Origin of the sequence: Phnomibacter sp. (assembly GCF_036803085.1) — a bacterium.
Lineage (GTDB): Bacteria > Bacteroidota > Bacteroidia > Chitinophagales > Chitinophagaceae > Phnomibacter.
Genome location: NZ_DAIRUZ010000008.1, coordinates 137,171 through 151,364, shown reverse-complemented (window position 1 = coordinate 151,364; position 14,194 = coordinate 137,171). Strand labels below are relative to the sequence as shown.

The 14,194-nt window shown below is 46.4% G+C and carries 10 protein-coding genes and 1 riboswitch; of the genes, 1 reads left to right on the top strand and 9 read right to left on the bottom strand.

The annotated features are described in order from the left end of the window. Position 1: 1 nt before the first annotated feature. From V7Q13_RS15020 to V7Q13_RS14995, 6 genes are all read right to left on the bottom strand, one after another. Positions 2-1,180 carry a molybdopterin molybdotransferase MoeA gene (locus tag V7Q13_RS15020; RefSeq protein ID WP_333801487.1) on the bottom strand — a complete coding sequence of 393 codons (1,179 nt, stop codon included), beginning with the start codon at positions 1,178-1,180 and terminating at the stop codon, positions 2-4. A 50-nt stretch (positions 1,181-1,230) separates the two neighbouring features. Next, positions 1,231-2,211 carry a GTP 3',8-cyclase MoaA gene (gene moaA, locus V7Q13_RS15015; protein WP_333801486.1) on the bottom strand — a complete coding sequence of 327 codons (981 nt, stop codon included), beginning with the start codon at positions 2,209-2,211 and terminating at the stop codon, positions 1,231-1,233. 6 nt (positions 2,212-2,217) lie between these two features. After that, the gene (locus tag V7Q13_RS15010) at positions 2,218-2,820 is read right to left on the bottom strand and encodes a nucleotidyltransferase family protein (RefSeq protein WP_333801485.1); all 603 of its coding nucleotides are present in this window, start codon (positions 2,818-2,820) and stop codon (positions 2,218-2,220) included. Further along, a complete protein-coding gene (locus tag V7Q13_RS15005) occupies positions 2,817-3,971 on the bottom strand; it encodes an XdhC family protein (protein ID WP_333801484.1) in 1,155 nt (384 codons plus the stop codon). The genes V7Q13_RS15010 and V7Q13_RS15005 overlap by 4 nt, the downstream gene beginning before the upstream one ends. A gap of 282 nt (positions 3,972-4,253) precedes the next feature. Continuing rightward, the gene (locus V7Q13_RS15000) at positions 4,254-6,359 is read right to left on the bottom strand and encodes a xanthine dehydrogenase family protein molybdopterin-binding subunit (protein ID WP_333801483.1); all 2,106 of its coding nucleotides are present in this window, start codon (positions 6,357-6,359) and stop codon (positions 4,254-4,256) included. 2 nt (positions 6,360-6,361) lie between these two features. Further along, on the bottom strand, positions 6,362-6,829 hold the full coding sequence (locus tag V7Q13_RS14995; RefSeq protein WP_333801482.1) for a (2Fe-2S)-binding protein: 468 nt from the start codon (positions 6,827-6,829) through the stop codon (positions 6,362-6,364). A gap of 298 nt (positions 6,830-7,127) precedes the next feature. Here V7Q13_RS14995 and V7Q13_RS14990 point away from each other — a divergent pair, with 298 nt between their 5' ends. Further along, complete coding sequence (locus V7Q13_RS14990; protein WP_333801481.1) at positions 7,128-8,039, top strand: helix-turn-helix domain-containing protein; 912 nt, start codon at positions 7,128-7,130, stop codon at positions 8,037-8,039. 82 nt (positions 8,040-8,121) lie between these two features. Here V7Q13_RS14990 and V7Q13_RS14985 read toward each other — a convergent pair whose 3' ends face one another. From V7Q13_RS14985 to V7Q13_RS14975, 3 genes are all read right to left on the bottom strand, one after another. After that, complete coding sequence (locus V7Q13_RS14985; RefSeq protein WP_333801480.1) at positions 8,122-9,468, bottom strand: voltage-gated chloride channel family protein; 1,347 nt, start codon at positions 9,466-9,468, stop codon at positions 8,122-8,124. A gap of 44 nt (positions 9,469-9,512) precedes the next feature. Next, positions 9,513-9,590: riboswitch (Fluoride riboswitch) on the bottom strand. A gap of 93 nt (positions 9,591-9,683) precedes the next feature. Continuing rightward, entirely contained in the window at positions 9,684-12,605 is a 2,922-nt protein-coding gene (locus V7Q13_RS14980; RefSeq protein ID WP_333801479.1) for a glycosyl hydrolase 115 family protein, read from the bottom strand. Positions 12,606-12,610: 5 nt separating this feature from the next. Then, complete coding sequence (locus V7Q13_RS14975; RefSeq protein ID WP_333801478.1) at positions 12,611-14,143, bottom strand: family 43 glycosylhydrolase; 1,533 nt, start codon at positions 14,141-14,143, stop codon at positions 12,611-12,613. Positions 14,144-14,194: the final 51 nt, after the last annotated feature.

Here is a 14,194-nt window from a genome sequence, read left to right as displayed (position 1 = left end):
CTTACTGGGGTAAAAGATGAATGCGAACGGTATCGCCTTTTAGGCCGCCGGTACTTTCTTCCGGCAGTTCTAACAGGCAATTGGCAACAGCAAACGTCTGTAGCTTGTACGATTCTTGTGCCGCTAATGGCTGCACTTTTCCATCGGCATATGTTGCTTTTTGAAAGTGTGTAAGGCCAGCTGCTTTTTTACAGTCTGCAGCAAGTGTGCAGTTGATATGTGGTACAGCCAATGGCCGCAGTGTAAGTTGCGCCAAAGCATTGCAGACATAGATATAAAAACAGGTGAGCACAGAAGATGGATTGCCCGGCAAACCAAAGACAAGCTGTTGCTCCTTTGTACCGAAATACAACGGCTTGCCAGGTTTTTGTTTCACTTTATGAAACTGTGTGCTGATACCGCAAGCCTGTGCAGCTTGTAGTACAAAATCATAATCTCCAACACTTACACCGCCGGTGAGTAATACTACATCACTGTCGTGCAATGCTTGTGCCAATGTGTTGGTTAGAGAATCAAGGTTGTCTGTTACTGTGTAAGTGCGGAACACAGGCAAATGCAAGGCTTCGAGTGCTGCTGTAAGGCTATACGAGTTAGACTCATACACTTGCCCGTATTGCAATGCGTTGCCGGGTGTTTGCAATTCGTTACCTGTGAGTATGATACTGATTATTGGATTCGGAATAACCGACACATGAGTGATGCCAATACCTGCCAAAAAGCCAATGGCTGCAGGCTTAAGTAGGCTTCCTTTGGGCAATGCTAAAGCGCCGGCCTGAATTTCGCTACCTGCTGATCTTACATTGGCACCGCGTTGTAGTTGAGAATCTTCAATCAGCAGCTGTCCGTTTTCTACACGTACTTTTTCCTGCATCACCACGGTGTCGGCACCTGCAGGTACGGGGGCGCCGGTAAATATGCGCATTGCATTTCCTGTTGCCAACGTTATGTTTGCTGCAGCACCAGCGGCCATTTCTCCGGTTATATGCAGTGGCTGATGCACATCATCAAATACAAACGCATATCCATCCATGCTGGATTGCGGATATGCAGGAATATCAATGCTTGCAAATACATCTTCGGCCAATACTTTGCCTGCTGCCAGTTGCAACGGCATTGTTGCTGCTGGCAGTGGCGTTATATTTTCTTTGATGTATTGTAATGCTGCTGATACGGAAATCATAGCGTCCGTTTTATTTGTGCATGTGGTTGAAATAATACTGCTGAAATTTCTTACCCTCCAATACCAATCATACTTCGGTTGTGCAGGTCTTGAGCATTCAGGTGTTCAAAGTCGGTGGTAAACTGGCCGCCGAGTGCTGCAGCTTTTGCTGCCACATTTTGTTGAATCAGTTTTGTCACGTCTTCGCCTTTACGCAGTGCTGAAAGCAAATCTGTTTCATTGGCGGCAAACAAGCAGTTTTTCATTTTGCCATCGGCAGTTAAGCGAAGCCGGTTGCAGCTGTTGCAAAAAGGTGCACTCATGGTACTGATGACAGCAAATGTACCTGCATGGCCTTCCACCTGATACGCTTTGGCAGTGTCGTGTGCTGCATTGTGCAGTGGTTCAAATGCAAATTGCTGTTGAGCTACGGCTAGTATTTCTTGCCATGTAAATACTTTGTTACTCGTCCAGCGGTTGCCTTCAAAAGGCATGAATTCGATAAAGCGGACATGTACAGGACTATCTTTTGTCCAAGCAATAAAGTCATTGATTTCACCATCGTTGATGCCCTTCATTACTACCATGTTCACTTTTACATGAAACTGTTTTTGCAACATCAACTGAATATTATTATACACCTGTTGAAATGCATTTCTCCTGGTTAAATGCAGAAAGGTGTCGGGCTGCAATGTGTCTAAACTGATATTGAGTGAACGTACACCAGCGTCGGTTAATACATCTATAAATTCATGTATTCTGGTGCCATTGCTGGTGAGGGTAAGTTGTACCGGCAGTTTACTCAATTGCATGATGATATCAGCTGCATCTTTTCGTACCAAAGGTTCACCGCCGGTGAGCCGTATTTTAGTAACGCCCATTTGAACGAATGTGGCAGCGAGGGATGCTATTTCATTGGCTTGCATGCGAGATGCCGCAGGCATAAAGTCATATTCTTCTTCGGGCATGCAATAAAAGCATCGCAAATTACAATTGTCTGTAAGCGAAATTCTCAGGTATTGGTGCTCTCTGCCAAAGCTGTCTGTCAGCATATTCAATCAGGCTCCTTCTTTAAGTTTACGATAGTCTGCTTCGGTGTCAATATCTATATCGCCATTCGTAAAATGAATATAAGCAGCACTGTTTTCGTTTTGCAGAATTAATTGTTTGGCGCCCTTGTCTCCGGTGAGTTGCAGTAGTTGCGGAAAGAATGTTTTAGAAAACAGGACAGGTGTACCAAAGCCTTTGCTGTAGCGGCTGTACTCGATAGGTTGTTGGCTTTGCTGATGTGTATTAATGAGTTGTTGAATGCACATGGTATTAAGATGCGGCTGATCTGCCACCACAAAAATGAGGGTGGATGTTTCAGGTTGCTTTGCCAGTGCAGCCTGCATGCCGCAGCAAATGGAAGAAGCCATGCCACTTTCCCAATCGGGGTTGGTACACACCGCAGCTGTGGTTCGTAATTGTGGTAAAATTGCTGATGCGTAAGCGCCAACAACCAGTTGCACAAAATCAACTTTCGCCGTTTTGCATACATCCAACGTATGTTGTAATAAAGTGGAACCTGCATATGGTAGCAATTGCTTTGCCGTACCCATCCGCGAAGCCTTGCCAGCAGCAAGTATGATGATGCCTGTATGTGTTGCCTTTTGCATCATGAATGTTCAGTGGCTTCGGTTGTGCTGTTGCTCCTTGGATGAATGGCTTCCTGCCTGTAGCGAAGGGAATATCCGTTTCGGTAGGAGAGCACCGCTTTGATTTCGGCTAATACAGAGAGGGCAATTTCTTCCGAAGTTTCTGCACCAATGTCCAGCCCAACAGGGCCATACAAGTGTTGCTGCTGAGCTGCGGTGATGGTACAACCTTGCTGTACCAATTCATTCAACAACCGCTCCATGCGCCGCTTGGGGCCAAGCATGCCAATGTAGCGCAGTGAATGCTTCAATAGCAATGGCAGCAACGCCAGATCGTAGTTATAGTTGTGCGTCATCATCACTACAACGCTCCATTCATCTTTCGAAATATCATGGATGATTTGTTCGGGCTTGCCCACAACTAAATGATCGGCCAAGGGAAAACGGGTTTGAGTTACAAGATGATTTCTGCCATCCATTACACTCACCTGCCAGCCGAGTTGTTTGGCCATGTGTACCAGCGGCATGGCATCGTTGCCTGCGCCAATAATGTGCAATGCAACAGCAGGAGATACAAACTCAATGAATGCCGATAACGCTTGCTGATTGATGTTGTCAGCAAACAAAGATGTTTTTGTTAGCAATACTTGTAGAGCTTTTGCTGCAACCACAGTTTCAAGTGTGGTGGGCAATGCGCTGCTTACCGTATTTTCTTTTGTAAGCAGGTAGCAGGTGCCGGGTTGCTGGTTATGGGTTGCTTGCAAAGAAAACAGCGTTACCAGTACCGCTTCTTTTCTTTCCTGAATGGCTTGTTGCAAACAGGCCACAGGATTGTTGGCATCCTGAGGATGGATGGGTTCAAACAAAATATGAACAATGCCATTGCAGCCAAGTTGTATACCAAACGTTGCATCATCCTCTTCCATACTGTTGTAGGATACGAGTTTGTTTTGCTGTTGATGCAGCGCCATCAGTGCTTTGCGTAGCGCATCGCCTTCGAGGCAGCCTCCACTAATGGCACCCGTTATTTTTCCCGTTTCATCCACCAGCATCCGGGCTCCGGGCCTGCGGTACGAGGAGCCTTCTACATGTACAACCGTAGCCAGTACCATACCCGTACCAGTGCGAATGTTTTGCTCATAGGCGGCAACAATATCTGTGAGTTCTTTCTTCATTTTTGTTGCAGTGTACACTGCGTCAATCAATAAGCGTTATAGGTTATATTTCTGATAGCACCCATGAAGGTCACGTTCTGACTATATACTGACAGAACGAATAAGCATTAATGAGGATAGCAATACCAATAAGTGCAGAGTGAAGATATAGCAGCAATACCGGCTAAAAATTAAACCTATCATGAACGTAATGAAGTACATGATAGGCTTTTAAGCTGATGGTATTTTTACCGGTTTTTAGTGCAGTATTCACTAATCAACCACTGCAGTGAAAAGCCGCATTTAACCCATTTGCTCTGCAAAAGGCATTTTACGAATGCGCTTACCAGTAGCTGCAAACAAGGCATTGGCCAAGGCTGCAGCAATGGGTGGCAATGCAGGTTCGCCCAATCCTGTTGGTGGTTCCTCTGATGGTACAAAGCCTACTTCAATATCCATGGGTGCATCTTTCATCCGTAGCATTTTGTAAGCATGAAAATTGGTTTCCTGCACCGCACCATTTACAAAAGTTACTTTAGGATACATGGCGTGGCCAATGCCATCAACAATGGAGCCCTGCACCTGATTTTCTGCACCGCTCAGGTTGATCACCCTGCCGCAGTTGACAGCACAATACACTTTCACTATTTTGGGCTGGCCTTTTACCAGTTGCACTTCTACCACCTGCGCTACATATGAGCCAAATGAATACCAGGTAGAAAAGCCTTTGAAAATCCCGGGCTTTTTACTGTTCCAGTTGCTCATATTCACTACGAGGTCTATTACACTTTTGTACTTGTCGGGGTCGTAACTGAGTTTGCCTACGGGCTGCTGTTTGGCTTGCTGTAAAATGGCCAACCGAAATGCTACGGGATCTTTTTTCAGCGCCACGCATATTTCGTCCATAAAACTTTCGGCGGCAAATGCAAGTGTATTGGCACCCGGTGCCCGCCACCAACCGGTGGGGGTATTGCTGGCAAATCCTTGTCCTTCGGCACGGTAGTTGGCAATGCTGCCGGCAATGTAACTATCGCCACGTACACCGCGGCCAATGCCAATGCCCGACTGGTGCCACGACAACAACTCTGTAGCCGAAAGTGCCGCCCGGTAGCGCCACATTTCTGCAGGCCGGTAAAAGTCGTTTTGCATGTCGTCTTCTCTTGTCCACTGCACCTGCACGGGGCATTTTGCCGCTGCCGAAATTAAGGCAGCTTCTACACCGTTATCGGTCATGAGTTTGCGGCCAAAGCCACCGCCCTGGCGGGGAGATGCAATGGTGATGTCTGCTTCGGCAATGCCTAATTTCTTGGCTACTTCACTTCGTACCGAAGCCGGCACCTGCGTAGGGCCGTACAATGCTGCTTTGTCATTTTGCACGTTGGCATAAAAATTCAGAGGCTCCATTTGCCCATGCGACAAAGCAGGCATTTCATAATACACATCCAACACTTTTACCGCTTGTTGCGCAGCGGCCTCTACATTACCATCGTTGCGGGCAGGTGGTGTAGCCGATGGCTTGTCCAACAGTTTTTTAAAGCTGTCGAAATGGGCTGCCGTATTCTCCAGTTTTTCTTTATCGTTCCATTGTACTACCAATGCATCCCGTCCTTTTTTGGCAGCCCAGGTAGAGGTAGCCAGCACGGCCACCGCATTTTCTATTTGTACTACTTTTTTTACGCCCTGCACTTTCAGGGCAGCGGTATCATCTACTTTGCCCAGTGTTTTGCCATAGGCCGGTGGTCGGCTCACCATGGCAAACAGCATGCCTTCTTTTCGGGTGTCTATCCCAAACAGGGGCTGGCCGGTCACTATTTTTTTTGCATCCACATCGGTAATGCGGGTGCCAATGAGTTTGAATGTTGTAGGGTCTTTCAATGCAGGCTTTGCAGGCACGGGCATGGTAGCTGCCGTAGCAGCCAAAGCACCGTAGCTCAGTTTTTTACCCGTAGGTGTGTGCGTTACTTCGCCGTTGGCGGCAGCGCATTCTGTTACAGGTACACTCCATGTTTGTGCAGCTGCGGCTACCAGCATTTCACGGGCAGTGGCTCCAATGGTACGCAGCTCAGTGTAGCGGCCCCTTACCGATCCGCTGCCACCTGCAGTTTGCCTGCCCATGGCGCTGTGCAATGGTGCCAGCTCTACCTGTATGGTTTGCCAGTTTACTTCCAGCTCTTCGGCTATGATGAGTGGCAGCGATGTTTTTACACCCTGTCCAATTTCAGGATTGGGGGCCATGAGCACAATGCTGCCATCGGCCGAAATTTTGATGTAAGCATTGGGTGCAAACGGTTCACTATCGGCGGGCTGTGCACCGGCAGATAATTGCAGCAGGTTAAAGCTGATGAGCATGCCGCCTCCTGATAGTGCAGACACTTTCAGGAAATTTCTTCTGGAATAACTTTTTGCCATAATCAGATGGTGCGTTGTTTTTTAGCTGCTGTATGAATGGCTTTGCGAATGCGCAGGTAGGTGCCACACCTGCAAATATTGCCGCTCATGGCAGCATCAATTTGTGCATCGGTTGGGTTGGGGGTGCGGCGTAGCAATGCCACAGCACTCATCATTTGTCCGGTTTGGCAGTAGCCGCACTGGGCCACATCCTGCTCTACCCAGGCTTCTTGCACGGGGTGGTCGCCATTGGCCGACAGGCCTTCAATGCTGGTGATGGCCCGCTGGCCTACGGCCGAAACCGGCAGCATGCAGGAGCGAACAGCTACATTGTCGAGCAGTATAGTGCAGGCACCACATTGTGCCATACCGCAACCAAACTTGGTGCCTACCAAATTCAAATGATCTCTCAACACCCACAACACAGGTGTGGATGGGTCCACGTCAATTTGTATTTTTTTTCCGTTGACGGTCAGGCTAAGCTCAGGCATTGGAGAATTCTTTGTGGGAAGTTAATCGTTTTTGCATACCAAAGGATAGCTGCCTTGGCGCTTACTCTACAACAGGCGCAGTTTTCAATTGGTTGTCAATATTTATTATCCAAAAAAATGCGGGTGTGTTTGTTGTGATGAATTGTAATTCAGCCATGGCATTTAAAAATGAACACTTTTACAGCAGGCCTTGTATATGCATTCCTGATTCATCTACCATTTTTACTGATTGTGTTGTTGTAGTACCTTGTTACACATGGCAACAAGTACTTTTATCTATCGTTAAATTGTACTGGCCATGACACCGGTTTTTAAGTTTGATTCAGTATCTGATTACAATGCCTTGAATAACCATGAAACGCTGCACCCACTGGTGAGTGTGATTGATTTTTCGAAAGCGGCACCACGGTCGTGGGGCAATGAGCAAACCATTAAAATCAACTACGGGTTGTATTGTGTTTTTTTGAAAGAGATTAAATGTGGCGATATTAAATACGGCTGTAACTACTACGATTATCAGGAAGGAACGCTGGTATTTGTAGCACCGGGTCAGGTACTGGATATTGAAACCGATGGACAGGTGTATCAACCCAAAGGATATGCATTGGTTTTTCATCCTGATTTACTGCATGGCACATCGCTGAGTAAGCACATTAAGGATTATACTTTTTTTGGGTATCAATCGCATGAAGCCCTGCATTTATCTGAAAAAGAGAGACAGCTGGTGATGGATTGTTTTGCAAAAATTGTGTATGAATTACAGCAATCAATAGACAAACACAGCAAGAAGCTCATCGTGTCAAATATTGAATTGTTCTTAAACTATTGTACCCGTTTTTACGACCGGCAGTTTATTACCCGAGAGAACGCTAACAGAGGCATTCTGGAAAGGTTCGAAGTATTACTCAACGATTATTACCAAAGCGAAAAGCCACAAACCATTGGCCTGCCTTCTGTGGCATGGTGTGCCGGCGAGTTGCATTTGTCGGCCAATTATTTTGGCGACCTCATTAAAAAAGAAACGGGCAAAACCGCACAGGAATACATACAGGCCAAAGTGATAGACCTGGCAAAAGATAAGATGGCAAATCTGGAAAAGTCGGTAAATGAAATTGCGTTTGAACTAGGCTTTAAATATCCGCAGCATTTCACCCGTTTGTTTAAGCAGCGGGTTGGGCAATCGCCCAGCCATTATCGAATATTGAATTAGCAGTAGTTGCTGAACTATCATTCATCAGCGCAACATTTGTAGCGAAGCATTGCTTGTATTTTACTTGCTGACTATAAAACCGTCAATCCTTTTTATGGATGCGTTTATTACGTGCCTGCCTTACAGTGGTGTCAGTTATTGCTTGCTGCGGGTGCGTTTTTGATACACCTATTTTTTGCGATAAATAAATGCCGGAATGTCCGCTGAAATAGTATGCGGTAAAAGTGGCAATGGCATAGTAGAGCAGGTACTCTCCGCCAAAGAGTTCTACACCCATGATAGCGCAGGCAATGGGTGTATTGGTAGCGGCTGCAAATACGGCTATAAAGCCTAGCCCGGCCATTAAATCAACAGGTGCGCCGGTGAGCACGGCAATGCTGTTGCCTAAGGCGGCGCCAATAAAAAACAGCGGCGTTACTTCGCCACCTTTAAAACCCATACCAATGGTAATGGCAGTAAATAACAGTTTCCAGGCCCAACTGAAAGTGGACACACCATCGGCTTCGAAAGCTGACACAATAGAGGCGCCGCCTGTGGGGTTGGTTACACCCAGCCCCAGATAATCCCTTGTACCCAGTAGCCATGTAAGTGCTATAATCATGAGGCCGCCGATGAAAGGCATCAACCATTTGATTTTTATCCAACGGTTGCTATAGTTTTTGATGGTATGAGAGAGCTCCGCAAAAATAAATCCGGTGATACCAAAGGCGATGCCAGCGGCTACTACCGTAAGCAATAAAGCAGCATCCAAGTGCAGGTAAGGCATGCTGCTTTGCATTACATTGCTGAATGTGATGTGGTAGTGTGTATGCGTAATGCCATACGCACTACAGGTAATATCTGCCAGTACCGCCGATATAAAGCAAGGCATCAATGCATGATGACTGATGCGCCCAACCGCCAGTACTTCCAGTGCAAATATGGCACCGGTAACAGGGGTGCCAAATACAGCGCCAAAGCCTGCAGCAATGCCACACATAAGCAAAGTGCTGGTATCTTGTTTGCTGAGTGTAAACCACCGGGCAAGCAGGCTGGCTATACTGCCGCCCATTTGTACAGCAGTGCCTTCGCGGCCGGCAGAGCCACCAAACAAGTGGGTAATGATGGTGGTAAACAATACTAACGGCGTCATGCGTAATGGAACACCGCCGCCCGGCTCATGAATTTCATCCATGATAAGGTTGTTGCCTGCTTCGGCTTTTTTGCCCCAGTATTGGTACAAAAAATAAATGAGCACTCCTGCCAATGGCAATGCATACAATAGCCAGGTATACCGCCATTGCAACTTGGTGGCCTCATCCAGTAGCCATAAAAAAAGGGCTACCAATGAGCCTACCACTAGTGCTAACGGCACCGACAGTAAAGTCCAGCGAAAGAGTTGCTGCGCAATAGTGAATTGTTCAAATTGTTTCCTGAAAGTGTTGATCATCCTACAAATATTTTATCCGGCAACATTTCGTTGCCCATGTTCGATTATTTGTAGGCGCCATTAGTCGTTGCATGTATTGCACGACGGTTTGTGCATAGGAAGACACCATTTCCCGTGATCACAAATGTAGGGCTGTTTTGTATAGGAAGAATTGCGAATTAGTGTACGGTAATGTTCAACCAAACGATGAGTGTGTAGCTAATTGATGAAGGCTGTCATTCGGCCACTTTGGTTTGCGGCAACAGGCTGTATGCTGAAGGCAAACCACCCCAGTTGATGCGAATTTCATCGAGGATTACACCGGGGTCAATGGCATATATATGCAGCATATGCACACCGGCAGATAGTTGCCCCAGTGGCCATTGGCGTATCGTTCTGTTGGCCAGTACATTTTGTTTCCATTCTTCACTTCTGCCTACCGTTTTGGTATCAGTTATTTGTAAAGGCCCGTCATCGATTTGTATAGCATAGCGTAAGCTGTGCAGATTACTAACAGGATGTGTAGGCAGCGTAAATACATGGAGCGTTGCCGGTCGATTCTCAGTTTGGTAAAACGTATAACTCAATCGGGCTGCGGCAGTAGGAGGAATGCTGTCGATGTTATTGGATGTGAGCACTTGCATGCCTTTGCCCGAATAGCCTAAGCCATGCACGGGCTGCCATTGTTGCTGCTCATGTTTTTTTTCTTGAGTAAACCCTGCTGCATGCATTACCAGCAATCCATTGTTGGGTACAAAGCCATGAAAACCTTTTGGCAATGACTTTCGGAGTCTTCGTGCTTCGAGATGTATGGTTTGGGTAATACCATTGGCAGCAATGCGAATGCTACCAGCGTTGCTGTTTTGTAACGGCGCTTTTGCCCAATTGATGTTGACTACAATCCTTTGTTCATTATGACCACTATTTGCATTGAGTGTTCCATTAGCATGGCTGAGTTGTATCCAATCGGCAGATGCAGTTGCCTGCCATAGGATGGTTTGTGGCTGGCACAAATACACATCTATAAAATATTGCTGTTGGAACATATCATCGAATGCTGGTAATTGATTGCGGTGAATGCTGTCGGCCGCTTCTATTGCCAGTTGCCATGCTTGACTTGGCTTTGCAATTTCAGGCAATACCGGTGTTGGCAAAAACACAGGCAGGTTGCGTGTCTGCATCGACATCATGTGGTGCCATTTGCCGCCACTCATGGTTGTGTTGTAATGCCTTGTTAGTAGTGCAATGCTGTCGTAAGCAGCGTTTGCTTTTGCTGCATAATGAGTAGCACTCAATCGCTGCTGTTGTTGGTACAAACTGGCTTTGTGTTGGTACAACCATTTTTTGTTCATGAGTGCTGCACCCATCACCGGGTAATACATCAATTGGTAAAATGCATCGGCTCTGTGCAACGAAAAGTTTGGCTGCAATTGTTGAACTGCTTTTTGCAATTGCTCATACATGTGGATGCGTTTGGCAGCCTCGTCGCCGTAGTAAAAATGATTGTATGCGGTTGCACTTGTTTTGGTGGTGGGTTCTGTTTGGCTCCAGCCCATGAATTCTGGTTTGCGTTCAAAAGCAAGCTGGTAATACTGCCACATGATGCGGCTCATTTGCGCAGCGTATTGATGGCTCAGGTTGCTGGCCAGCCATTGCTGCAGGTGTTGCTGCACATAGCTGCTTTGGGTAAATGGTTTCGTTTGATAGGCCATATCCAGAAACATTTCGATGTTGTACTCCAGCGGTTTTATATCTCCTACATTGAGTATCCACAGTTTGGTGGCCCCCTGCTGGTATGCCTTCATCATTTCTTCTCGAATGAGTGCAGGATGCTGTGTAGACAGCCATAAATAATCGTGTGGCCGGCCCCAGTAAGAAGCGTGGTAATACACACCAGATCCGCCGCTGCGTTGTTGTTCTGCTGCATTGCTCAGGCGTTGTATATACCCATAGTTATCATCGGGCCATACAATGGTAATGTCGTCAGGAAGCTGAAGACCGTTGTCATAAATTTCCAGCACCTCTTTGTAAGCTGTAAATACCTGCGGAATACTTGTTACATTTTTATGGATATATGTGCCCAGCAACTGGCGTTGATCTTGTACAATTTGTTGTAGCAATGGCACTGCTTCTTTGGCATCTTTTACGCCTTCCATCTTGCTGTCGTGTACGCCCCGCATGCCCATACTGTACATGGCATTCAGTCCCTTACTTTCTTGTACCCTTTCTTTCCAGTATTGGTACACGCCAGGTTTGTTGGTTACATAATTAAACGGCCCCATGGTATTGCTGTGCCACTCACGGGTATTGGTGCGGAGCATAGGCTCGGCATGCGAGGTACCAATGACGATGCTATAGTCTTCAGCCATTTGTACATTGCCGGGTATAGTGAAAAACGGTTTGGTTACTTCATGCATGGCAGGCCAAATCAGGTTGGCTTTCAGGCGCAGTAGCAGTTCAAAAACTTTTGCATAGGTTTTCGGGCCAATATCGCCGGTTTCGGGTTCGAAAGTGTTGGCCGCCCAAGGTTGCAGGCCCCAGTCTTCATCGTTAATAAAAATGCCGCGGTATTGTACAGCAGGTGGAGAGGAAGTGTAACTGCCTTCGCTGATGTACAATGCTTTTTTTCTGGTGGGGCTTACATCGGCCCACCAGTAAAATGGTTGTACTCCCAATTGTTTCGATAATTCAAAAATACCATAGGCTGTACCACGGGCATCGCTACCGGCAATGATGAGTGCCCGGGCTGTACCGGGAAATGGATGCTCTAGGGTAGTGATGGTAAAGCATTCCCATTTGCCTTGTATGGCTGTTACATTCAATCGCTTTGATGCTACAAGAGCATCAATCCATTTATTGTGCCCGATAGTGCCGGCAATCACCGTGTATTTACCCGTTGGTTGATGTTGCAGGGGCAGCTGTTTGCCCGTCAGCAATGCAATGTCGTTACAAAAAGCTTTAGCGGCTATTTGCACCACACTGGCGTCAGTACTGTCTGTAAGCAAGTTGGCCAATCTACCCGATGCTACCAGTGGAAAACTGTTGGCTGCAGGTTGTTCGGAAATGCGCAGTCTAATTTGCTGTGCTGCAGCTGGCAGCAATAAAAAGATGCTGGCAGCCATGGTTAGCAAATGCATCCTGAATGCAAGCTGTTTCATAGTTATTACTTTTCTTGTGCAAACGCTACATCATCGATGTGGCAATAGGCAAGAGCATTGGCTTTTATGTAAAAACCAATATCTGCCTGTCCATTTTTTACCAGTACATTATTTAGGGTTACCTTGTGCCATGTTTCGGTGTGGCTGTGCAGGGGCAGGCGATAGGTTTGCTGATTGCTTGTGGCAAACAGTTCCAGTTTTTCTATACCGGCGCTGTATTTTACCATTGCAGAAAAAGTGTAACGTCCATTGGGTAGGGGCACATGATATGTGCTGCTGATTGTTTGGTACACTTTTCTTTCAAAAGCCGTTTTATCACTCATGCACAAGCTTCGTTCCCCTGTTACCATGTGTCTTTCTGCCGTTGTATTGGCATGATTCAGTATTGGTGAAATTGATGTATCAAGACTGATGTTGTTGCCTTGCAATACTTCGCTATGCCAGCCGGTGAGCTGTTGCTGCACTGGTTTTACCAAACTGGGTATTGCTTTTCTGTCAGCTTCAAAACTGGGATTGAGTGCATAATTGTTGAGCGGATTTACTTTCCAAACTCCGGTTGATGCATTCAGGTCCCATGCATGCAATGAATTAAAAATGGGCAAACTGTCTTCGAAGGAAAGCGGTACCCATTGGTTATAGCCAAGACCATTGCCGGCAAAGTTGGCCCAGCGATCGCCGCAATACAAAATGCTGGTTTGCTTACTGCCATGGATGCTTACAAAAAAGCCCGTTTGCGACACGTGTGCATAGTCGAATTCGCAACCTTTCATTACCTGCATGTTGTTGACGGGTGTGTAGGGCCCACGAATATCATTCGCCACCAGATAGTAGGCATACGAAGCATCCCAGCCATAAATATTGGAGGCAGCCATGTAGTAACGACCGTTGTATTGAAACATGCAATTGCCTTCACGGCTTTCACCTTCAAACACCTTGGTGCAATCGAGTAAACCAACCTGACCATTGACTACTCCAATTTCAGAAACATAGATTTTGTTTCTGCCTTTACCATAAGAATATACGAGAAATGATTTGCCTGTTGTTTCGTCGGTAAATACAGTTTGGTCGCCAGTATTGCTGGTACCAATCATAGATTGCATGTTGATTTTGCGATGCCATGTAAACGGTCCTGTTGGTTGTTTGCTTACAGCAATCAATACTTCATAACCATGCTGCACCAGCATGGCATATTGTTGTGTTTCGGGCAGGTAAGCGACGCCCAATCGGCCCACCCAGGTATTACGGCCATCCTTTAGTACTTCACTTTTGCTAAGTACATTGGCTTCAAAAGTCCAGTGCACTAAGTCGGTTGACGAATAGCATGTGACAGCTTCAAATGTGCATTGATTAAAAGTCTTGGTAGGATTATTTCGAAAACTGTCTGCTTCTGCATAGTGTACGCCGTACCAATAATATTTTTCTTCACCAGTTGCGTTGGCAAAACGGAAAATACCCCCACCTTGACTATTGATGGGTTTGCCATCATTGGTGTACCAAAACCGGTCGTTTTTGATAGTTGCAAATTGAGCATGTATCAAGCTGCTACGCAGCAGGAATGTACAAGCTAACAAAACTGCAAACCTTGCTGA

Bases quoted from the DNA above. Each gene is read 5' to 3' on its own strand.
- V7Q13_RS15005 (WP_333801484.1), bottom strand. From the start codon at position 3,971: ATGAAGAAAGAACTCACAGATATTGTTGCCGCCTATGAGCAAAACATT.
- V7Q13_RS15000 (WP_333801483.1), bottom strand. From the start codon at position 6,359: ATGGCAAAAAGTTATTCCAGAAGAAATTTCCTGAAAGTGTCTGCACTA.
- moaA (WP_333801486.1), bottom strand. From the start codon at position 2,211: ATGCTGACAGACAGCTTTGGCAGAGAGCACCAATACCTGAGAATTTCG.
- V7Q13_RS15010 (WP_333801485.1), bottom strand. From the start codon at position 2,820: ATGATGCAAAAGGCAACACATACAGGCATCATCATACTTGCTGCTGGC.
- V7Q13_RS14995 (WP_333801482.1), bottom strand. From the start codon at position 6,829: ATGCCTGAGCTTAGCCTGACCGTCAACGGAAAAAAAATACAAATTGAC.
- V7Q13_RS14990 (WP_333801481.1), top strand. From the start codon at position 7,128: ATGACACCGGTTTTTAAGTTTGATTCAGTATCTGATTACAATGCCTTG.
- V7Q13_RS15020 (WP_333801487.1), bottom strand. From the start codon at position 1,180: ATGATTTCCGTATCAGCAGCATTACAATACATCAAAGAAAATATAACG.
- V7Q13_RS14980 (WP_333801479.1), bottom strand. From the start codon at position 12,605: ATGAAACAGCTTGCATTCAGGATGCATTTGCTAACCATGGCTGCCAGC.
- V7Q13_RS14985 (WP_333801480.1), bottom strand. From the start codon at position 9,468: ATGATCAACACTTTCAGGAAACAATTTGAACAATTCACTATTGCGCAG.